The organism is Aeromonas sp. SrichE-2G (assembly GCF_017939565.1).
GTDB classification, from domain to species: Bacteria; Pseudomonadota; Gammaproteobacteria; order Enterobacterales; family Aeromonadaceae; genus Aeromonas; species Aeromonas taiwanensis.
On the sequence record NZ_JAGKRG010000009.1, the window covers coordinates 94,208 to 114,514 of the forward strand.

A 20,307-nucleotide genomic window follows, 5' to 3' on the forward strand; every position below is an offset into this window, starting at 1 on the left:
CTGCTACTATGCCAAAAATGAATTGTCGTCATTCAACTATGGCCATTATCGATGGAACTTCCCCTCTCCCGACTCGACCTCAACCTGCTCACCGTGTTCGACATGCTGATGCAGGAGCGCAACGTTACTCGCGCCGCAGAGCGGCTGCACCTCTCCCAGTCCACTGTCAGCCATGCCCTGGGGCGCTTGCGCCAGGCGCTGGATGATCCCCTTTTCGTGATGAGCCGGCGCGAGATGATGCCGACCGAGCGGGCCAAGGCACTGGCAAGCCCGGTACGTCAGGCGCTGGCCATGCTGGAGCAGGGGCTGCGGCAGGCGAAGGGGTTCGATCCCGCCAGTGCCCAGCGGGTGTTTCGCATCGCCACCCCGGGGTCGGTGGAACACGGGCTGGTGCCCATGCTGGTGGAGCGCATGGTGCAGCTCGCACCCCACTGCCGGCTGGAGGTGTGCGAGCTGGCGGACAGCGATTACGAGCGGGAGCTGGAGAAGGGAGAGCTGGATCTGGTGATCGGGTTCGCTGGCGCCAACCACCTCTCCCCCCGGTTGTGGCGGGAGGAGTGGTTCAGCAATCCCCTGGTCTGCCTGTCACCCCTTGGCAGCGATCTGCCCGATGCGCTGGGGCCGGACGAGCTGGTCAGCCGCCCTCACATCCACACCTCCAGCTGGGGTCACAGCCAGGCCATGGTGGATCTCTGGCTGGGGCGTTTCGGGGTGGCGCGGGAGCTGGGGGTCCGGCTGCCGAGCTTCATGGCGGTGCCGCCGCTGATGGCCACCGGTCGCTATCTGGTGGTGGTGCCCGAGATGATCGGGCGCCACTTCTGCCGCCACTACCCGCTGCGACTCCATCAGCTGGATCCTGCCATTCCCATCGTCTATCTGATGGCGGGCCACCCGCTCACCGCCCATGACGAGGCGATCGGCTGGTTCAAGGGGCTGCTGCACCGGCTGGCGTTCGAGCGCTACGGCCCGCACGCGCTGGGCGGCGCGGCTCACCCCAGCGCGCTGAAGTAATCCAGTCCCATGGCCCCCTTCACCTCGGCCAGCACCTCGTCGGTGAGGGCGCGGGCCTGCTCAGTGCCCTGCTGCAACAGGCGCAGCAGCCGGCGCTTGTCGGCAATGGCCGCCTGGCGCCGCTCCCGCATGGGGGCGAGCAGGGTCTGCAGGCAGTCGTTCAGCACCTGTTTGCAGCGCATGTCCCCCAGGCCGCCACGCTGGTAGTGGGCCTTCATCTCGGCTACCAGCGCCTGGTCGGGGTGGAAGGCATCCAGGTAGGCGAACACCGTATTACCCTCCACCCGGCCCGGATCGCTCACCCTCAAGTGGTCGGGGTCGGTATACATGGCGAACACCGCCTGCCTGATCTCCTCGCTCGACATGCCGAGCTCTATGGTGTTACCGAGGGACTTGGACATCTTGGCCTTGCCGTCGATGCCGGGCAGGCGGCCGGTGTCGCTCAGGATGGGTTGGCACTCGGTCAGGATCTCTTTGCCAACCAGGGTGTTGAAGCGGCGCACTATCTCGTTGGTCTGCTCCAGCATGGGCAGCTGATCCTCGCCCACCGGCACGTGGGTGGCGCGAAAGGCGGTGATGTCGGCGGCCTGGCTGACCGGGTAGACAAGAAAGCCGGCGGGCAGGCTGCGTTCGAACCCTTTTTGCTGGATCTCCGCCTTGACGGTGGGGTTGCGCTCCAGCCGGGCGACGCTGACCAGGTTGAGGTAGTAGGTCGTGAGCTCGGCGAGGGCGGGCAGGGCACTCTGCAGGCAGAAGGTGGTCCTGGCGGGATCCAGGCCGGCGGCCAGGTAGTCGGCCATCACCTCCAGCACGTTGTCGGTCACCTTGGCCGGGTTGTGGCCGTTGTCGGTGAGCGCCTGCAGATCGGCGATCATCACGAACTGGCGGTAATGGTGCTGGGCCTCGACGCGCTGGCGCAGGGAGCCGACGTAGTGGCCGATGTGCAGTCTGCCGGTGGGGCGGTCGCCAGTCAGTATGATGGGGTTGTGCATGTCACTCTCTCCAGTTGGGTGAGCCGGGAGGCGACAAAGGGATGAAAACAATGACCGCCTCTCGGCGGTCACGGTGTTTTCTTTGGGATATATTACATAGAAAAGCAGTGCCGCCTGTTATAAGCAGCACCACCAGTAGTTATGAGTGAAGAAGGTCGTATTCATGGCAAATCAAGCTACGCCTGTTTGATCACTTCTGCAAGGGCACGACCAGCATGTCACAGGGTACTGTATTCATCAGCTGGCGTGCGCTCGAAGTGAGCAGGCTCCAGAAGCTCTGGCGGTGGCCGCACACCAGCAGGTCGATCTGGTAGTCCTTGACCGCCTGGTTGACCCGTTCGCTCAGGTCGCCGCAGATCACCAGCTTCTTCTCGATGGGGTAGTCCACCGAGGCCAGGAAGGCCTCCAGCTTCTCCTTCGCTTCGGCGATCACCTGATCCTGCACGTTGTCGATGTCGATATCGATCATCTCGGTGTAGAGATCCTTGAGGTCCACATCGACATGGATCACCGACAGCTTGGCGCCGTTGGAGCGGGCCCGGTCGACCGCCTTCTCGATCACCTTGCGGTTATCTTCCGACAGGTCGATCGCGGCCAGTACGTGTTTGTAATAGGTACCGTTCATGGGAGTTCTCCTCACTGATCCTGGGTCCACTATACCAATGTCTGCTGAAACTAAAACGACGGCGGTACCACAGTTTCAGGATTTGCATGGACCCTGTACACCCGGGTTGCCGTATCCGATGAAAAGGTAGTGCATATTTTGAGCGGGAGTTTGAAGCCGATCACAGCCCCTCTCTTGCCCCGGAGAAGGGAGGGGCATAGGATGTGCCCGTGTTTCGCAATGAGCACAACACAACAAAAAGCATCTGAATACCGCTTTGGGGAGCCTGGTGCTCCCTTTTGTTTTTCCGCCCTTTTCCTGCCCGGATCCCGCCCGGCATCAAGGTAATCCAGTGCGCCTTGGTTATGCTGTAGCCAGTTCCCTTGATGATGCCGCAGCGCGCGTTGTACCCCACACCTTCAGGTTGGACGTGGATGCTCCTGCAGTGGCACTCCTTTTATCGTATTGATGCTTTGGAGCGTGTTTCATGATCATTCACCCCCAGATCCAGGGTTGCGTCGCCCGCAACTGTCACCCCCTCGGCTGCCGGGCCGCCGTGCAGCAGCAGATCGCCAGCGTCAGGGCCGCAGGCCCCTTCAACGGGCCCAAACGGGTGCTGGTGCTGGGGGCTTCGTCCGGCTTCGGGCTGGCGTCGCGCATCGCGCTCACCTTCGGCGCCGGTGCCGACACCCTGGGCGTGTCGTTCGAGCGGGGCCCCTCCGACAAGGGGCTCGGCAGCGCCGGCTGGTACAACAACATCTGGTTCCGTCAGGCGGCGGAGCAGGCCGGGCGCATTGCCATCAATCTCATCGGGGATGCTTTCTCCGACACCCTGCGCCAGCAGGCCATCGAGACCATTCGCCAGCAGCTCGGACAGGTGGATCTGGTGATCTACTCGCTGGCGAGCGGCATCCGGGTGCTGCCGGACGGCACTCAGGTACGCTCCGTGCTCAAGACCACGGGCCAGTCGTTCAGTGGCTGGGGGCTGGATCTGGAGCGTGACACCCTGGTGCAGCAGTCACTGGCAACCGCCACCCCGGAGGAGATCCGCGACACCGTCACCGTGATGGGAGGGGAGGACTGGCAACTCTGGCTGCAGGCGTTGCAGCAGGCGGACTGCCTGGCCACCGGCGCCCAGACGGTGGCCTACTCCTATATCGGCCCCGAATCCACCTATCCCCTCTACCGTGACGGTACCATCGGCTATGCCAAGGAACATCTGCACGCCACCGCCGAGACCATCAACCTGCAACTGGCACACATCGGCGGTCACGCCTGGGTGTCGGTGTGCAAGGCACTGGTGACCAAGGCGAGCGCCTATATTCCGGTGCTGCCGGTCTACCTCGGTCTGCTGATGGGGGTGATGAAGGAGCGCGGAGTGCACGAAAGCTGCATCGAGCAGATGCAGCGGCTGTTCGCCGCCAAGATGTATGGACCCCGGGGGGTGGTGGCCGATGGCAACCGGCTGATCCGCATGGATGACCACGAGCTGGACCCGGCCGTGCAGGCCGCCGTCTCGGCGCTCTGGCCCAAGGTGACGCCGGACAACTTCCACGCACTGGGGGATTTTGTCGGCCTGCGTCAGGACTTCATGCAGCTCAACGGCTTCGAGCTGCCGGGAGTGGACTACGGGGCGCCGGTGGATGTGTCGTCCCTGACCGAGCTAGTTCCCTGAGCACTGCATGGGACTGTGAGGCCCCGGATCAGGCGACGTTGCAGGCGAGTTCGTCCCCGTCGCCGGGGGGCTGTGCCAGGACAGTCTGATTGCGCCCCTGACGTTTCGCCTGATACATGGCCATGTCGGCCCTGTGGATGAGCTGGTCCAGGTGCTCATCATCCGGTGAACGCTCCGCGACCCCGATGCTGACGGTCATGTGAGGGGCGGCAAGGTAGGCGACCCTGTGTCTCAGCTGCTCGGCGAGCTGCCAGCAGCTGGCTCCGTCCAGGGTCATGGCCACCAGAAACTCCTCTCCCCCCAGGCGCCCGATCAGCTGCTGATCGGGCGCCCAGCTCTTGAGCTCCCTGGCCAGTTGGCGAATGGCCTCATCACCGGCCTGGTGACCGTGCCTGTCGTTGATCTGCTTGAAGTGATCGATGTCGATGATGATCAGGGTCAGGGGGCCCCCCTGCTGCCACTGCTGCGCCAGCCGCTCCAGCAGGGCGCGCCGGTTGGGCAGCCCGGTCAGCTGGTCGAAGGTGGCGAGCGTGTAGAGATGGCGCGAGTTGCGGTGCAGTCTGCGGGTAGTGAGACCGAGCAGGATCAGGGCACCGGCCAGCAGCACCAGCAACAGCAGCTGGTAGTTGCGGGCGCTCTGTTGATAGAGCAGCTGCCGGCGCTTGTTCTCGTTCTCCAGTTGCAGTGCACGGTTGCTGGCCTCGCTGCGGGCCAGGTCCCGCTCGACCTGGAAGGCGGCGGCATGCTGGCTCAGGGTCTGGTTGAAGTGCTGCTTGTAGCTTTGCATGTAGCGGGCCATGGCGCCATAGGCCTCGGGGTAGCGCCCCAGATCGGCCAGCAGCCTGGCCTGCATCGCACGGCCATTCATGGAGAGAGGGCCGGACTGGGCCATCAGCAGTTGCAGGGCGAGCAGCTTCTCGCCGCGTCCCATCAGGGTTTTCGCCCTGATCTCGGCGAGGCGCGAGGCGGCCTGCGGGGTGCCGAGCCCGTCGTAGATGGCCTGTGCCTCTTCCAGGCTCAGCCAGGCGGCCCGCCACTCCCCTTGCGCGTTGAACACCATGGCCTGGTAGCCGAGCACAATGGCGCGGTAGCGGGGAGAGAGCCCCGGGGTGGCGAGCAGGGCATCGAGCAGCTGGTTCGCCCTGGCAGGGTGCGCCATGTCGATATAGAGCCTGGCCATGTTGGCCCGGATGATGGCCTGGCTGTTGGGGTCGTTGAGCCCCGTCATCTGCTCGAGGGCATCCTGATAGTAACGCTCGGCCTCCCGGTGGAGGCTGAGATCGGCGTAGAGGTTGCCGAGGGTCATCAGCAGGCGACCGCACTGCAGGGTAGAGAGCAGGGTGACGGGCTCCTGCTGTTTCTGCTGGAGAGCGGTCTTGAGCTCGAGGATCGCCTCCTTCATCTGCTGGGCACGGTAGAAGGCGAGGCCGTTGAGGGCGTGCCATTCCGATGCCTGCGCCGGGTGATCCCTGACCGCGGGCCAGAGCTGGGTCAGCAGGTCGAGGGCGCGCTCCGGCGTCTCTGCCTCCAGGGTCAGGGCGATCTGTTGCAGGCGGAAGTCGAGCAGGCGCAGGGATGCTTGCCGGGCGCTGGCCAGCCCGCGGGCACGAGCATTGTCGAGCAGGGCCTGGGGGTAGCGTCCCAGCGCGGCCTGGGCCAGGGCTCTGGCGTAAAACAGCTCCATGTCCTGCCGCGGGCTGGCATCGAGGCGCTGCAGATAGCCGACGGGATCCCGCGCCGCCTGCAGTTCAGCCTCGTCGAGCAAGGAGGGAGCGGCCTGCAGCTGGGTTATCCAGAGCAGCGCCAGTGCCATTATGAATCTCATTGAATCCTTTCCCTGACCACTGGCGCCATCATAATGGCTGACGTTACCTACACCATGTTTCTTTGCTTCTCTATAGCCGTATGGGGGGCAGGATGAGGTGAAAAGCCGTCCCGACTGCTCGGTTCGACGACGGTATCTGGTTGCGTCTGGCCGCAACAGTGGCGACAATCGTGGGCAAATCACAGTGGAGAATCATCATGTTGGCCAAAGCCATGATCGAGAAGTTGAACGAGCAGATTAATCTGGAATTCTATTCTTCCAACCTCTACCTGCAGATGAGTGCCTGGTGCGAGGACAAGGGCTTCGAGGGGGCTGCCACCTTCCTGCGCCAGCACGCGGTGGAAGAGCGCCAGCACATGGAGCGCCTGTTCACCTACGTCAGCGAGACCGGTGCCATGCCGGTGCTGGGGGCGATCGAGGCACCTCCCCACGAGTTCCAGTCCCTGGGGGAGATCTTCCGCACCACCCTGGAGCACGAGTACCACATCACCAAGTGCATCAACGGCCTGGCCCACGTCGCCTTCACCACCCAGGACTACTCCACTTTCAACTTCCTGCAGTGGTACGTGGCCGAGCAGCACGAAGAGGAGAAACTGTTCAAGAGCATCGTCGACCGCCTGAGCCTGGTGGGCGAGGATGGCAAGGGTCTCTACTTCATCGACAAGGAGCTGGCCGAGCTGGCCAAGGGCGCCCCGGCCAGCATCATGGACGGCAACGCCTGATAGTCGTGGACACTTAGTGTTCAGCCAGTACAATGACGGCCCCTTGCAAAGGGGCCGTTTTTTTATTGGAAAAGCGATGAAACCGCGGCGGTGGTTTCTGCCGGGTACAATGACGGTCCTTCGTACAGGGGCCGTTTTTCTTTTGATGGGTGGGTGATGATGAAGCAGTTTGATGTGGTGGTGATCGGTGCCGGAGCGGCCGGGTTGATGTGTGCGGCCCAGGCGGGCTACCGGGGCCGTTCCGTGCTGGTGCTGGACAACGCCAAGAAGCCGGGCCGCAAGATCCTCATCAGCGGCGGTGGCCGCTGCAACTTCACCAACCATCAGGCCGGGCCCCATGCCTTCCTCTCGGCGAACCCCCACTTCTGCAAGTCGGCGCTGGCGCGCTACACCCAGCAGGACTTCATCGATCTGGTGGACAGGCACGGCCTGAGCTATCACGAGAAGACGCTGGGTCAGCTGTTCTGCGACGAGAGCGCCAAGGATATCGTCGACATTCTGCTGACCGAGTGCGACTGGGCTGGCGTGACCCTGCAGTTCCAGACCGAGATCCTCTCCGTCAGCAAGGGCGATGAGGGCTTCGTGCTCGACACCAGCAAGGGGGGGATCGCCTGCCACTCCCTGGTGGTGGCCACCGGCGGCCTCTCCATGCCGAAACTCGGCGCCACCCCCTATGGCTTCAAGCTGGCGGAGCAGTTCGGCCTCACCGTGCTGCCCACCCGCGCCGGCCTGGTGCCATTTACCCTGCATCAGGCCGACAAGGAGGCCTTCGCGGATCTGGCCGGGGTCAGCCTGCCGGTGGCGGTGACCGCCGAGGACGGCACCCGCTTCAAGGAGGCCATGCTGTTCACCCATCGCGGCCTCTCCGGCCCCGCCATCCTGCAGATCTCCTCCTTCTGGCTGGCGGGGGAGAAAATCCACATCAACCTGCTGCCGGAGCTGGACATCCCGGCGGCCCTCAGGGAGTGGGTCCAGGCCCATCCGGCCCAGGAGCTCAAGACCGTGCTGGGGCGCGAGCTGCCCAAGCGCTTCGTCGACAAGCTGGTGGAGCTGGGCCTGCTGATTAACAAGCCGATGCGCCAGTACAACGAGCGGGAGCTGGAGGCGGTCGCCACCCTGCTGGGGGATTGGCAGATCCTGCCCAACGGCACCGAGGGGTATCGCACCGCCGAGGTGACCCTGGGTGGGGTGGACACCCACGAGCTCTCCTCCAAGACCATGGAGGCGCGCAAGGTGGCTGGTCTCTACTTCATCGGCGAGGTGGTGGACGTGACCGGCTGGCTCGGCGGCTACAACTTCCAGTGGGCCTGGTCCTCCGGTTGGGTAGCCGGCCAGTACTGCTGATGGAGGTTGCCCCTGTCCGATGAGCGGGCTCGGCAGTGACAACTTCCAGTGGGGCTTTAGTCCCGGCGGGCTGGGGGGCCAGTATTGCTGAGGTCCCCTCGTGCTCATCCACTTCAGACGCGGCCTGCTCAGGCCGCGTTTTTTATGGTTGGTCGCCCCGACCGTCGATGCGGGCTGTCGCTTTGTCCCTAGTCCTTTCTGAGGTTGGGCAGGCAGGCGGTCAGCAGGCCGATGAGGGGCAGGTAGGCGCAGACCTGGTACACGGTTTCGATGCTGGTGGCATCCGCGAGCTGGCCCAGCAGGGCGGCGCCTATGCCCCCCATGCCGAAGGCGAAGCCGAAGAAGAGGCCGGAGATGGTGCCGACCTTGCCGGGGACCAGATCCTGGGCGTAGACCAGGATGGCGGAGAAGGCCGACGCCAGGATCAGGCCGATGATGACCGAGAGCACCGAGGTCCAGAACAGATCGGCATGGGGCAGCAGCAGGGTGAAGGGGGCGACGCCGAGGATGGAGATCCAGATCACCCGCTTGCGGCCGATGCGGTCGCCGATCGGCCCGCCGAGCACGGTACCCGCCGCGACGGCAAACAGGAAGGCGAACAGATGGAGCTGGGCGCTGTCCAGGGAGAGGCTGAACTTGTCCATCAGGTAGAAGGTGTAATAGCTGCTGAGGCTGGCCATGTAGAAGAACTTGGAGAACATCAGCAGGCCCAGGATGGCCAGCGACCAGCCGATCTGGCGGCGGCTCAGGCCGTTGCCGGCATGGGCCTTCATCCGTTTATGGAAGCTGGCGCCGTGATGGCTGGACCAGCGTCCGACGAAGCTGAGCACGATGACGCCGACCAGGGCGAACAGGGAGAACCAGGCCGCGCTGCCCTGGCCCTGGGGCACTATGATGAGCGCGGCGAGCAGGGGGCCGATGGCCGAACCCAGGTTGCCGCCGATCTGGAACAGGGACTGGGCCAGGCCGGGCTGGTTGCCCGCCGCCATGCGGGCGACCCGGGAGGATTCCGGGTGGAAGACGGAGGAGCCCATGCCGATCAGCATGGCCGACAGCAGCACGGCACCGAAGCTGTCCGCCTGGGAGAGGGAGAGCAATCCCACCAGGGTGAACCCCATGCCAAGCGGCAGGGAGTAGGGCATGGGCCTGCGGTCGGTGTAGAGGCCGATCAGGGGTTGCAGCAGGGAGCCCGTGAACTGGTAGGTGAGGGTGATGAGCCCTATCTGGGTGAACGACAGGTCGAGGCCGAGCTTGAGCAGCGGGTAGATGGCCAGCAGCACCGACTGCATCATGTCGTTCAACAGGTGCGAGAAGCTGATGGCGGCGATCACCGGATAAGCGGTGGTATTCGGGTTGTCCACCGCAGACGGGGCGGTGATCGGAGTGTCGGTACTCAAGGTCTTGTCCATGGCTGGGGTATCTGTGACGGCATGCTCCCTCTACCATGCCCTATCCCGGCGCATCTGGACATAACCAAAGTGGGCGAACACCGAGCTGATCTTGAGCGGCGTTCAGGCCGTTCATCCTGAAAGTGTGTGGATGGCTGGTCAGATCTTGTGCTTGGCGCGGGGCGGATTAGTATAGAAAGCCTGCCGCCGTTATCCGGCTCATCGCCCGCCATGGAGGGAACATGTTCGAAAGCCTGGGTGTCATCAACGTCTGGACCTATCTGGTGGGGCTCTTCTTCATCATCATCGCACCTGGGCCCAACTCCCTCTACGTGCTGCGTACCGGGGCGGTACGCGGCATCAGTGCCGGCTACAAGGCGGCCCTGGGCGTCTTCGTCGGGGATGCCATCCTGATCTTCTGCGCCTATCTGGGTATCGCCTCCCTCATCCGCACCACCCCCTTGCTGTTTACCCTGGTGCGCTACCTCGGCGCCCTCTACCTGCTCTACCTGGGGGTGAAGATCCTCCATGCCAACTTCATCGCCAAACAGGCCGGGCAGGCGTCGGCGGTGGATCCGGGGGAGCGTTACTTCAGCAAGGCCCTGACCCTGAGCCTCACCAACCCCAAGGCCATCCTGTTCTACGTCTCCTTCTTCGTGCAGTTCATCGACTTCAGCTATGCCCACACCTGGATCTCCTACCTGGTGCTGGCGGGCATGCTGGAGGCCATGAGCTTCGTCTACCTGACCCTGCTGATCTTCGGTGGTACCCTGATGGCCCGTTTCTTTGCGCGCAAGGTGCGCCTCGCCAAGCTGGGCAATGGATTGATCGGCCTCTTCTTTATGGGGTTTGCGGCCAGGCTGGCCACCCTCTCCTGAGGACGGTTGTTCTGCCAGGCCCCGCGCGCTGGCGCGGGGCTTTTTCGTTTCTGGTGCCGTGACTCGCCCTCTCTCCTTGATCCCGGTCAGCGGCGGCCGGGCTCACAATCCCTATAGTGGGCCCCGTTCGTCGCGGCCCGGAGGTATGCATGCTCGAGAATCAGATGATGTTGTTGGCGGTGTTCGAGCGGGCGGCGCTGATGCTGATGACGCTCTTCCTGCTGACCCGTACCCGGCCCTTCCAGCGCCTGTTCCAGAAGCGGGATCACACCCCGGCCGAGCTGGTGCTGGTGGCCGCCATCTTCTGCCTGTTCGCGGTGTTCAGCACCTATACCGGCATCCCGGTGGAGGGGGCCCTCATCAACGTGCGGATCATCGCCATCATCTCCGGCGGCATCCTGTTCGGCCCCTGGGTCGGCATTCCGGCCGGGGTCATCTCCGGCCTGCACCGCTACCTCATCGACATGGACGGTCACACCTCCATTCCTTGCCTCATCGCCAGCATCATCGCCGGCCTGCTCGCCACCTGGCTGCACCTGAGATGCCGCAAGTCGCGGCTCTGGCTCTACGGCATCCTGGCGGGGATGGCCTGCGAGGGGCTGACCATGCTGCTCATCTGGCAGCTGACCGAGCCCCATGCCGTGGGGGTGGAGATCGTCAGCCACATCGCTTACCCGATGATCGCGGGCACCCTCTGCATCGGCCTCATCATCAAGCTGGTGCAGGATCTGGACGACGAGAAGGAGCTGATTGCCGCCAAGCAGGCCAAGCTGGCGCTCGACATCGCCAACAAGACGCTGCCGTTTTTCCAGAACATCGACCGTCACTCCCTCGGCCAGGTGTGCGACATCATTCGCAGCGAGATCAGCGCCGATGCGGTGGCCATCACCGATACCCGGGACGTGCTGGCCTATGTGGGGGTGGGCAAGGATTACTACGAGCTGGACGAGCACCACGCCATCAGCGCCATGACCCAGCGGGCGGTGCTGCTGGACCAGATCATCATCAACAACGATCTGCGCCAGTACCATCTGGCCGATTTCCACTCGGTCATCATTATTCCACTGCGGGAGAACGGCGCCGTCAGCGGTACCCTCAAGATCTATTACCGCCGCACCCACAGCATCACTAGCTCCCTCAAGGAGATGGCGGTGGGCCTCTCCCAGCTCATCTCCACCCAGATGGAGGTGTCGCGCATCGAGCAACTGAAAGAGATGACCCGCAAGGCGGAGTTCACCGCGCTGCAGAGCAAGATCAACCCGCACTTCCTGTTTAACGCCCTCAACGCCATCTCGTCGCTCATCCGCATTCGTCCCCAGCAGGCGCGCCAGCTCATCGCCAACCTGGCGGACTACCTGCGCTACAACCTCAACAAGGGGGACACCCTCATCGACATCCAGGAGGAGCTGCAACAGGTGCGCGACTACGTGGCCATCGAGCAGGCCCGCTTCGGCGACAAGCTGGAGGTGGTGTTCGAGGTGGACGACGTGCACATCCAGGTGCCGAGCCTGCTGTTGCAGCCCCTGGTGGAAAACGCCATCCTGCACGGCATCCAGCCGCGCAGTGCGCCGGGTCGGGTCACCATAGAGGTGAAACAGCTGGCGGGCGGTATCCGGGTGGCGGTGCGCGACACCGGCTACGGCATCAGCCAGGCCGTGATCGACGGGGTCGCCGCCGGTCGGGTGGAGAGCCGCAGCATCGGCCTGATGAACGTGCATCAGCGGGTCAAGCTGCTCTATGGGGACGGCCTGCACCTCAAGCGGCTGGAGCCCGGCACCGAAGTCTGTTTCTATCTGCCGGATCCGGAGGTCATGCCTTGCTGATTGCCATCAATATTGAGAAGAACGCCATGACGCGAGAGGGACAGCCATGTTGAGAGCCATCATCGTCGAAGATGAATACCTGGCCAGGGAGGAGCTCGCCTATCTGGTGAACCAGCACAGCACCATAGAGATAGTGGCGAGCTTCGAGGACGGGCTGGAGGCGTTCAAGTACCTGCAGGATCATGAGGTGGACGTGGTGTTTCTGGATATCCAGATCCCCGCCATCGACGGCCTGCTGCTGGCCAAGAATCTGCACAAGTCCAGCCACCCGCCCCACATCGTCTTCGTCACCGCCTACAAGGAGTTTGCGGTGGAGGCGTTCGAGCTGGAGGCATTCGACTACATCCTCAAACCTTACAACGAGCCGCGCCTCATCAGCCTGCTGCAAAAGCTCGAACTGGCGGGCAAGTCGCAGGCGGGGCAGGGGAGCGAGCCGGGCACGCCGCACAATCGCACCGTCAACCTGGTGAAGGGGGAGCGCATCATCGTCACCCCCTGTGAGCAGATCTACTACGCGGAAGCCGACGAGAAGCTGACCCATGTCTACACCCGCACGGATCGCTATGTGATGACCATGACCCTCAGCGAGTTCGTCAGCCGGCTGCCGGCGGAGGGCTTCTTCCGCTGTCATCGCTCCTACTGCGTCAACATCAACAAGATCCGCGAGATAGTGCCCTGGTTCAACAGCACCTATCTCATCCGGCTCCATGATTTGCCGTTCGAGGTGCCGGTGAGTCGCAGCAACATCAAGGCGTTCCGTCAGCTGATGCGGCTCTGATTGTCATTCATTCCCGCCGATCTGCATTTCATGCCGTAATCGGTCGGCGGGAGCGGCGTCTTGCCTATAGTGGCCTCAACTTCCTGAAGTCCACTTTCCGAGACGCATCATGACCAGAGAGATGAACCGCACCCGGTACCTGACCTTGATCGGTACCATCATCACCCAGTTCGCCCTGGGCTCCGTTTACACCTGGAGCCTGTTCAATGCCCAGCTCTCCGACAAGCTGGACGAGCCGGTCAGTCAGGTCGCCTTCGCCTTCGGCCTGCTCAGCCTGTCGCTGGCGGTCGCCTCCTCCCTGGCGGGCAAGCTGCAGGAGCGGTTCGGGGTGCGCAACGTTACCCTGGGGGCCGGCGTGCTGCTCGGCATCGGCTTCTTCCTCACCGCCCATGCCAGCAACCTGGCGATGCTCTACCTTTGTGCCGGCATCCTGGTGGGCTTTGCCGACGGCACCGGCTACCTGATGACCCTCTCCAACTGCGTGAAGTGGTTCCCGGAGCGCAAGGGGCTCATCTCCGCCTGTTCCATCGGTGCCTACGGCCTCGGTAGCCTGGGCTTCAAGTACATCAACCTGCTGCTGCTCTCCAGCAACGGCCTTGAGACCACCTTCCAGCTGTGGGGGCTGATCGCCATGTCCATGGTGCTGGTGGGCGGCATGCTGATGAAGGATGCGCCCAGGCAGGCCGCCGCCGTGCAGCAGAGCGAGAGCCGCGACTTCACCCTGGCCGAGGCGATGCGCAAGCCCCAGTACTGGATGCTGGCGCTGATGTTCCTCACCGCCTGCATGAGCGGTCTCTACGTCATCGGCGTGGCCAAGGACATCGGCGAGAACATGGTGGGCTTGCCGGCCGTGGTCGCCGCCAACGCCGTCGCCATCATCGCCATGGCGAACCTGGGAGGCCGGTTGGTGCTGGGGATCCTTTCCGACAAGATGTCCCGCATCCGGGTCATCACCATCGCCCAGCTGATCACGCTCTGTGGTATGGGATTGCTGCTGTTCGTGCCGCTCAACGCCAACCTGTTCTTCGTGGCGGTGGCCTGCGTCGCCTTCAGCTTCGGCGGTACCATCACCGTCTACCCCTCGCTGGTGAGCGACTTCTTCGGTCTCAACAACCTGACCAAGAACTACGGCGTCATCTATCTGGGCTTTGGCCTGGGCAGCATCATCGGCTCCATCGTCGCCTCCCTGTTCGGCGGCTTCATGGCGACATTCAACCTCATTCTGGTGTTGCTGGTGGTAGCCCTGGTGCTCTCCCTCACCATCCGCCTGCCGGCTCCCGTCGCGGCCTCTGCCGAACGGGCCTGACTCTTCATCTAAGGCAGCACCATAGAAAAGACCCGGGCCAAGGCCCGGGTCTTTTCGTTGGTACCAGCGGCGTTTAGCGGGGCGGCAGGCCCAGCAGGGCGCGCAGCTGGTGCGCGGTGGCCTCGACCGCCGGCCAGTCGCGACCGGTGACGGTGACGTGGCCCATCTTGCGGCCGGGGCGGGCTTCGCCCTTGCCGTAGAGGTGCAGGTGCACCCCGGGCAGGGCCAGGGCGCCGGCCCAGTCCGGCGTGCCGTCCTGCCACAGATCCCCGAGCAGGTTCAGCAGGATGGCGGGCTGAACGTCAGCCTGCGCCGGCAGCGGCAGATCGCACAGGGCGCGCACCTGCAGCTCGAACTGGCTGCAGCCGGCGTTGTCGATGCTGGGATGGCCGGAGTTGTGGGGGCGGGGGGCCATCTCGTTGACCAGCAGCTGGCCGCCGACCAGGAAGAACTCCACCGTCAGCACGCCCACGTAGTCGAGGGCGGCGATGATGTGCTCGGCGATGCGCTGGGCCTCGGCCTCCAGGGCGGGCACGTTGGCCGGGGAGCGGGTCTGATCCAGGATGCCGCCGCTGTGCCAGTTCTGCACCAGGGGCAGGGCGCTGATGGCACCGCTCGGGCTGCGCGCGAGCGTCAGGGCAAACTCCCCTTCCAGCGGCAGGCGCTTCTCCAGCACGCAGGGCACGCCGCTGGCGGCCAGGGCTGCCGGCAGTTCGCTGGCCTGGTGGATGGTCCACTGCCCCTTGCCGTCGTAGCCTTCGCGGGCGGTCTTGAGGATGGCGGGGAAGAGGTCGCTGGACAGGGCCGGCAGCGGCTCGTGGGGCAGCAGGGTCAGGTTCGGCGCGACCGGCACGCCGGCGCGGGTCAGGAAGGCTTTCTCTTCACGGCGATCCTGGCAGACGCGCACCGCGCTCGCGGCCGGGCGCACCGGCTTGTGCTGCTCCAGCAGGGCCAGGGAGGCCGCCGGCACGTTCTCGAATTCGCAGGTGATGGCGTCGCAGCGACGGGCCAGTTCGGCCAGGGCCTCGGCGTCGTCATAGGCCGCCACGATCTGGCCATCGGCGGCGGCCCCGGCGATGCTGGCGGGATCCGGATCCAGCACGATGACCTGATAACCGAGGCGGTGGGCGGACATCACGAAGTAGCGGCCGAGCTGGCCGCCGCCGAGCATGCCGAGGGTGGCGGGGGGCAGTATCATGCCGGGTCCTCCAGCTCCAGGGCCAGCACCCGGTCGCGCTCCTTGGCGCGGAAGCCGTCGAGCTGCTGGTGGTAGCGGGGGGCGTCGCCGTCCTGGGCGACGGAGAGCAGGGAGACCGCGAACAGGCCGGCGTTGGCGGCACCCGCCTCGCCGATGGCGAAGGTGGCGACCGGTACACCCTTGGGCATCTGCACGATGGAGAGCAGGGAGTCCATCCCCTTGAGCTGGCGGGTCGGGATGGGCACGCCCAGCACCGGAATGGTGGTCTTGGCGGCCAGCATGCCCGGCAGGTGAGCGGCACCGCCGGCGCCGGCGATGATGGCGCGCAGGCCGCGTTCGCGGGCACTTGCTGCATATTCGAACAGGAGATCCGGGGTGCGATGGGCGGATACGACGCGCGCTTCATAGGGCACGCCGTGCTCCTTGAGGATGCGGGCGGCGGCCTGCATCACGGGCCAGTCAGAGTCGGAGCCCATTACCAGGCCGATCATAGGGGGGGTCGTCATTACGGCTTCCTCGGATGTCAAACGTTTGCCGCATGTTACCAAAAAGCCGTGGGATCTGGCTCAACATTTCTTGTGTCTGCCCCTTCCTGATGGCCATCGGTGGGTGTCTGAGTGACGGAGGGGGATGGAAGTTGTGCCACTCGGCACCGTCCGCCAGGAAAAAACGGTATCGGCAATCCAGATGGCTATACATCCAATCCGGCTCTGCCTATAATCCCCCCGCTTTGGCGCATCATGCTTAAAAGGGAATCCGGTGAAAATCCGGAGCTGGCGCGCAGCGGTAAGGGGGAACGAAGCGACATCAGGGCACTGCCATCCGGTGGGAAGCCGTCGCCGTAGGTCATCAGCCCCCAAGCCCGAAGACCTGCCAAAGTTCGTATTTCGGGCCGAGAGAAACCGGCCACGAAGTAGATGCTTACGCGAACTTAAGGATCTCTCATGTCCAAGACATTATTGGCGGCTGCCCTGTTGCCAACGGCGGCTTTTGCCCAACAGATGACCATCCCCGTCAACCCCACCATGGTCGTGACCGCCAACCGGGTGGAACAACCTGCCAGCACTGTGCTCGCCCCCGTCATGGTGATAGAGCGCGCCGAGATCGAGGCTCGCCAGGTGCAGAGCCTGCCGGATCTGCTGAAGACCCTGCCAGGGGTACAAATCACGACGCTGGGTGGTCGCGGTCATGTCAGCAGCCTGTTTATCCGTGGCACCAACTCCAACCACTCCCTGGTGCTGATGAATGGTCGTCCCGTTGCCGCCATGGTGGCCGGCACGCCGGATCTGAGCCAGATCCCCCTCGACAATATCGAGCGCATCGAATACATCCGCGGTCCGCGCGCCGCCGTCTATGGTGCCAATGCCATCGGTGGCGTCATCAACCTCATCTCCAAGACCTCGGCCAAGAACGGCAGCGAAACCCACCTGAAGGGCGGTGTGGGCAGCCATGGCTACGGCCAGGGTCAGGTGCGTACTGTGCAGGCCTTGGGCGAGCAGACCGACATGAACCTGCTGGTGGGCTATGAGCGCACCGATGGCTTCGACGTGGTCGCCGGTGCTCAGCAGCCGGATAGGGACGGTTTTGACAGCCTGAACGGCCAGTTCGGGCTGAACCACGCGTTCAACGACGCTTGGAGCGCCGATTTCAACGCCCAGGGCTATGACAACCAGACCGAGATGGACGACCCCTATATGTCGTCGGATCAGAGCCGGGTGCAGGCTTTCCAGTACGATGGCGGTCTCAAGTATCAGAGCGGCGCCCTGAGCAGCCGGCTGGAAGCCAGCTACGGCGAGAACAAGCTGAAGAGCTGGTGGGAGAGCAATGGGGAGTCCAGTGCCGAGCCCATCCACACCGGTCTGACCCGTTTCTCCTGGATCAACAACTGGAGCGGTGTGGAAGGTTTGTCCCTGACCGGTGGTGCCGACTGGCAGCAGGAACAGATGAAGTCAGATTCCCGCAGCTATGGTCAGTCGTTCAATGCGCCAGATCGCGACAACACGGGCCTGTTCGCCGTGGCGAGCTACCGCTGGCAGGCGCTGCTGGGTGAGTTGTCCGGTCGTACCGATGACAACGATCAATATGGCCGCAACAACACCTGGTCTGCGGCGGCCGGGCTGGACATCAATGAGAACCACAACATCCGGTTGAGTTATGGTACGGCCTTCAAGGCACCGACCTTCCTCGACCTCTATTACCCAGGTTATGAAAACCCGGATCTGAAGCCGGAAGAGAGCAAGAACCTGGAGCTGGACTTCTCCGGCCGTTACACCGCCTGGGACTGGTCAGTGAACCTCTATCGCAACGAGATCGAGAACCTGATCTCCTGCCAGAGCGCATTCTCCACCTGCAAGCCGGGTAACACGGATGCCGAGATCCGGGGTGTGGAAGTGGCCCTTGGGCTGGAAACCGGCCCGCTTCATCACGATCTGAGCTTCGATTACACCAAGACCGAAGACAAGAATGAGGGGGACCAGCAGTTGCTGCGCCGTGCCAAGCAGAAGGCGAGCTGGTTGACCCAGGCGCAGCTGGGCCCGGTCGATCTGTCTACCGAGTTGCTCTACGTGGGCAAACGGGATGACAAGAACTTCAGCAGCTTCCCGGCTGAGCGAGTGGTGCTGGGCTCCTACACCCTGGTCAATCTGGGGGCCAGCTACGAAGTGCTGCCACAGCTGACCCTGGGGGGACGCATCGACAACCTGTTCGACCGCGACTATGTGCCTGCCTATGGCTATGCGGCGGCGGGGACAGAGTTCAAGCTGACCGCCGATTACCGTCTCTGATCCCGCCTCTGCTTATATAGAGAGGAAAAAGCGAGGCCCCGCCATGTGCGGGGCCTTTTCTATTGGCGGCAGGGGGGAGTATGATCGCCGCCTCGCATCCAAGGGGGAGCTCAGGTGGCCAATATTCTCGTGTTCGACTCCGGTATGGGCGGCTTGACCGTCTATGGGGAGATCCGTCGCGCCCTGCCGGCACACAACTATTTCTACTGCTTCGACAACGCCCACTTCCCCTACGGCGAGCTGAGCGAGTCGGAACTGATCACCGTGTGTACCCGTCTGGTCAGCCAGATGGTGGCCGAACATGCCATCGATCTGGTAGTGATCGCCTGCAACACCGCCAGCACCATCGCCCTGCCATCCCTGCGCACCGAGTTGAGCATCCCCGTGGTGGGGGTGGTGCCCGCCATCAAACCCGCCGCCGCCCTGACCCGCAATGGCTGCATCGGCCTGCTGGCGACTCCGGGTACCGTCAGCCGTGAATATACCCACGAACTCATCGCCCAGTTTGCGCCGGGCAAGCGGGTGCTGCTCAAGGGGGCCACCGAGCTGGTGATCGAGGCAGAGCGTAAGCTGGCGGGGCTGCCGGTCAATATGGCTCTGCTGAGGGAGGTGTTGGCGGACTGGATGGAAGGGGAAATCAGGCCGGATACCCTGGTGCTGGGATGCACCCACTTCCCGTTGCTGAACGAAGAGATCCGGCAACTGATGCCGGAGTGTGAGCTGGTCGACTCGGGGTGTGCCGTCGCACGGCGGGTGGCCCATCTGCTGGCGGCGTTTCCATCCTCTCACGAGGGGGAAGGGGTAGGGCGGGCGTACTGCAGTCGGCTGGATGCCCAGACCCAGAAACTGACAGCCCCCTTGCAGGCATGGGGGCTGTCATCACTGGAAGAAGTGTCGGGCTGAGCGCTCAGGCGTCGACGTCGTTCCCTTCCTTTTCGTCCCTGTCTCGCTTGTCATTCGCTTCACGCACCTTGAGGGTGCGCTGCTGATACTCCTTGTCGTTGAGTGCGGCGATGGCCCTGGCCGCGTCGGCGACAGGCATCTCCACAAACCCGAAGCCCCGGCGCTTGCCGGTGGCCTTGTCCTTCATCAGGCGAACGGAGATCACCTGGCCCTGTTCTGCAAAGAGCTCGCGCACGGCAATCTCGTTGGCGCGATAAGGCAGATTGCCTACATATAAGGTGCAGGTCTCCTGACTGGTCGCCTGCTGTTCTGGCGTAGCAGCAGGAGCGCGGTTAAGGAACAGCGGTACCACGAAACCGCCGATGGCCAGACCCACGGCAAAGATCACTTCGGCTTTCAGAGAAAATTGCAGTGCCTGGGCAACCAGATAGCCGAGCAGCGCCAGTACCAGAGCAAGAACGGCGGCCTGCACATAAACGGGAAACTTGGATAAATTCATCTTTAAAGACCTTTTGTAAATGAAAGCAAAAAAGGTGCAACACTCTATTCACCTCCATGGTAACCAGCTTTACGACCAGACGCTACCATGGACCACTTGAGGCATATTATCCGCTTCAGTATGGCATCCCTTCGGCAAGGAAGATCCGATTAAATGCCAATAAAACAGGGCTGAAATCATCAGCTTGTGGATAACATTGTATATATACACTGGGTAAGCTGTTTCTAACTGGATAATTTGAAGTTTCCGTGACTTTCTTCAAAAAATCCCTTGTCATCGAGGCGCGGCTCCCTATAATGCGCCCCTACCAGCACGGCGGTCCACGCCGAACTGATGAGCCAGCCTCCTTGTGAAGCCGGCGCCGAAAGAAAAGCGAAAACAAGCGCTTGACTTTCGGAGTGAGGTCGGTAATATACGCCACCTCAGCGCGACAAGCGCCACGCTCTTTAACAATTTGAATCAAGCAATCTGTGTGGGCACTCACAGCATCGAGCATCAAAAACAATTTTTGATTTTCAATGTCTGATGAAGTGACCAAAGCAACGAAAGTTGCAGCAGTTAATTCAGCAATTCATTGA

At 63.2% G+C, this 20,307-nt stretch carries 17 protein-coding genes and 1 riboswitch; of the genes, 10 read left to right on the forward strand and 7 right to left on the reverse strand.

Features of this window, described 5'->3' with window-relative positions:
• Positions 1 to 51: 51 nt before the first annotated feature.
• On the forward strand, positions 52 to 1,011 hold the full coding sequence (locus J9885_RS13030) for a LysR family transcriptional regulator (protein ID WP_210549703.1): 960 nt from the start codon (positions 52 to 54) through the stop codon (positions 1,009 to 1,011).
• On the opposite strand, the gene trpS is transcribed toward J9885_RS13030, so the two are convergent.
• On the reverse strand, positions 990 to 2,003 hold the full coding sequence (trpS, locus tag J9885_RS13035; protein ID WP_210549704.1) for a tryptophan--tRNA ligase: 1,014 nt from the start codon (positions 2,001 to 2,003) through the stop codon (positions 990 to 992). The genes J9885_RS13030 and trpS overlap by 22 nt on opposite strands.
• Positions 2,004 to 2,193: 190 nt before the next feature.
• Positions 2,194 to 2,628, reverse strand: a complete 435-nt coding sequence (locus tag J9885_RS13040) for a universal stress protein (RefSeq protein WP_010672329.1) — start codon at positions 2,626 to 2,628, stop codon at positions 2,194 to 2,196.
• Between the two features lie 466 nt (positions 2,629 to 3,094).
• On the opposite strand from J9885_RS13040, the gene fabV reads away from it, so the two are divergent.
• Complete coding sequence (gene fabV / locus J9885_RS13045) at positions 3,095 to 4,282, forward strand: enoyl-ACP reductase FabV (protein WP_210549705.1); 1,188 nt, start codon at positions 3,095 to 3,097, stop codon at positions 4,280 to 4,282.
• Between the two features lie 28 nt (positions 4,283 to 4,310).
• Here the strand turns inward: fabV and J9885_RS13050 are convergent, their stop codons facing one another.
• Positions 4,311 to 6,095, reverse strand: coding sequence for a GGDEF domain-containing protein (locus tag J9885_RS13050; RefSeq protein WP_210549719.1), 1,785 nt, complete (start codon positions 6,093 to 6,095; stop codon positions 4,311 to 4,313).
• 209 nt (positions 6,096 to 6,304) lie between these two features.
• On the opposite strand from J9885_RS13050, the gene ftnA reads away from it, so the two are divergent.
• Complete coding sequence (gene ftnA, locus J9885_RS13055; RefSeq protein WP_043763665.1) at positions 6,305 to 6,829, forward strand: non-heme ferritin; 525 nt, start codon at positions 6,305 to 6,307, stop codon at positions 6,827 to 6,829.
• 159 nt (positions 6,830 to 6,988) lie between these two features.
• Entirely contained in the window at positions 6,989 to 8,173 is a 1,185-nt protein-coding gene (locus J9885_RS13060) for an NAD(P)/FAD-dependent oxidoreductase (RefSeq protein WP_210549706.1), read from the forward strand.
• Between the two features lie 188 nt (positions 8,174 to 8,361).
• On the opposite strand, the gene J9885_RS13065 is transcribed toward J9885_RS13060, so the two are convergent.
• Complete coding sequence (locus J9885_RS13065; RefSeq protein ID WP_210549707.1) at positions 8,362 to 9,582, reverse strand: MFS transporter; 1,221 nt, start codon at positions 9,580 to 9,582, stop codon at positions 8,362 to 8,364.
• A 221-nt stretch (positions 9,583 to 9,803) separates the two neighbouring features.
• Between J9885_RS13065 and leuE the strand changes: the two genes are divergently transcribed.
• From leuE to J9885_RS13085, 4 genes are all read left to right on the forward strand, one after another.
• Positions 9,804 to 10,439 carry a leucine efflux protein LeuE gene (gene leuE, locus J9885_RS13070; RefSeq protein WP_043763660.1) on the forward strand — a complete coding sequence of 212 codons (636 nt, stop codon included), beginning with the start codon at positions 9,804 to 9,806 and terminating at the stop codon, positions 10,437 to 10,439.
• Positions 10,440 to 10,588: 149 nt separating this feature from the next.
• Complete coding sequence (locus tag J9885_RS13075) at positions 10,589 to 12,262, forward strand: sensor histidine kinase (RefSeq protein WP_210549708.1); 1,674 nt, start codon at positions 10,589 to 10,591, stop codon at positions 12,260 to 12,262.
• Between the two features lie 46 nt (positions 12,263 to 12,308).
• On the forward strand, positions 12,309 to 13,040 hold the full coding sequence (locus J9885_RS13080; RefSeq protein WP_210549709.1) for a LytTR family DNA-binding domain-containing protein: 732 nt from the start codon (positions 12,309 to 12,311) through the stop codon (positions 13,038 to 13,040).
• Between the two features lie 109 nt (positions 13,041 to 13,149).
• Positions 13,150 to 14,346 (forward strand): MFS transporter, encoded by a 1,197-nt coding sequence (locus J9885_RS13085; RefSeq protein ID WP_210549710.1) that lies wholly within the window; start codon positions 13,150 to 13,152, stop codon positions 14,344 to 14,346.
• Positions 14,347 to 14,419: 73 nt separating this feature from the next.
• Here the strand turns inward: J9885_RS13085 and J9885_RS13090 are convergent, their stop codons facing one another.
• Together J9885_RS13090 and purE are read right to left on the reverse strand one after the other, a co-directional pair.
• A complete protein-coding gene (locus J9885_RS13090) occupies positions 14,420 to 15,544 on the reverse strand; it encodes a 5-(carboxyamino)imidazole ribonucleotide synthase (RefSeq protein ID WP_210549711.1) in 1,125 nt (374 codons plus the stop codon).
• Positions 15,541 to 16,050, reverse strand: coding sequence for a 5-(carboxyamino)imidazole ribonucleotide mutase (purE, locus tag J9885_RS13095; RefSeq protein ID WP_043763649.1), 510 nt, complete (start codon positions 16,048 to 16,050; stop codon positions 15,541 to 15,543). Before purE ends, J9885_RS13090 begins: the two co-directional genes overlap by 4 nt.
• A gap of 208 nt (positions 16,051 to 16,258) precedes the next feature.
• Positions 16,259 to 16,437, forward strand: a riboswitch (cobalamin riboswitch).
• 51 nt (positions 16,438 to 16,488) lie between these two features.
• Here purE and J9885_RS13100 point away from each other — a divergent pair.
• Both J9885_RS13100 and murI read left to right on the forward strand, forming a co-directional pair.
• A complete protein-coding gene (locus J9885_RS13100) occupies positions 16,489 to 18,327 on the forward strand; it encodes a TonB-dependent receptor (RefSeq protein ID WP_210549712.1) in 1,839 nt (612 codons plus the stop codon).
• 114 nt (positions 18,328 to 18,441) lie between these two features.
• Positions 18,442 to 19,230, forward strand: coding sequence for a glutamate racemase (murI, locus tag J9885_RS13105; RefSeq protein ID WP_210549713.1), 789 nt, complete (start codon positions 18,442 to 18,444; stop codon positions 19,228 to 19,230).
• A 4-nt stretch (positions 19,231 to 19,234) separates the two neighbouring features.
• Here the strand turns inward: murI and J9885_RS13110 are convergent, their stop codons facing one another.
• Positions 19,235 to 19,729 carry an RNA-binding protein gene (locus J9885_RS13110; protein WP_109422476.1) on the reverse strand — a complete coding sequence of 165 codons (495 nt, stop codon included), beginning with the start codon at positions 19,727 to 19,729 and terminating at the stop codon, positions 19,235 to 19,237.
• Positions 19,730 to 20,307 lie beyond the last annotated feature (578 nt).

What these genes read in the sequence shown, in the direction of transcription:
- J9885_RS13030 (WP_210549703.1), top strand. Translation starts at nt 52, where the DNA reads ATGGAACTTCCCCTCTCCCGACTCGACCTCAACCTGCTCACCGTGTTC.
- trpS (WP_210549704.1), bottom strand. Translation starts at nt 2,003, where the DNA reads ATGCACAACCCCATCATACTGACTGGCGACCGCCCCACCGGCAGACTG.
- J9885_RS13040 (WP_010672329.1), bottom strand. Translation starts at nt 2,628, where the DNA reads ATGAACGGTACCTATTACAAACACGTACTGGCCGCGATCGACCTGTCG.
- fabV (WP_210549705.1), top strand. Translation starts at nt 3,095, where the DNA reads ATGATCATTCACCCCCAGATCCAGGGTTGCGTCGCCCGCAACTGTCAC.
- J9885_RS13050 (WP_210549719.1), bottom strand. Translation starts at nt 6,095, where the DNA reads ATGGCACTGGCGCTGCTCTGGATAACCCAGCTGCAGGCCGCTCCCTCC.
- ftnA (WP_043763665.1), top strand. Translation starts at nt 6,305, where the DNA reads ATGTTGGCCAAAGCCATGATCGAGAAGTTGAACGAGCAGATTAATCTG.
- J9885_RS13060 (WP_210549706.1), top strand. Translation starts at nt 6,989, where the DNA reads ATGAAGCAGTTTGATGTGGTGGTGATCGGTGCCGGAGCGGCCGGGTTG.
- J9885_RS13065 (WP_210549707.1), bottom strand. Translation starts at nt 9,582, where the DNA reads ATGGACAAGACCTTGAGTACCGACACTCCGATCACCGCCCCGTCTGCG.
- leuE (WP_043763660.1), top strand. Translation starts at nt 9,804, where the DNA reads ATGTTCGAAAGCCTGGGTGTCATCAACGTCTGGACCTATCTGGTGGGG.
- J9885_RS13075 (WP_210549708.1), top strand. Translation starts at nt 10,589, where the DNA reads ATGCTCGAGAATCAGATGATGTTGTTGGCGGTGTTCGAGCGGGCGGCG.
- J9885_RS13080 (WP_210549709.1), top strand. Translation starts at nt 12,309, where the DNA reads ATGTTGAGAGCCATCATCGTCGAAGATGAATACCTGGCCAGGGAGGAG.
- J9885_RS13085 (WP_210549710.1), top strand. Translation starts at nt 13,150, where the DNA reads ATGACCAGAGAGATGAACCGCACCCGGTACCTGACCTTGATCGGTACC.
- J9885_RS13090 (WP_210549711.1), bottom strand. Translation starts at nt 15,544, where the DNA reads ATGATACTGCCCCCCGCCACCCTCGGCATGCTCGGCGGCGGCCAGCTC.
- purE (WP_043763649.1), bottom strand. Translation starts at nt 16,050, where the DNA reads ATGACGACCCCCCCTATGATCGGCCTGGTAATGGGCTCCGACTCTGAC.
- J9885_RS13100 (WP_210549712.1), top strand. Translation starts at nt 16,489, where the DNA reads ATGTCCAAGACATTATTGGCGGCTGCCCTGTTGCCAACGGCGGCTTTT.
- J9885_RS13110 (WP_109422476.1), bottom strand. Translation starts at nt 19,729, where the DNA reads ATGAATTTATCCAAGTTTCCCGTTTATGTGCAGGCCGCCGTTCTTGCT.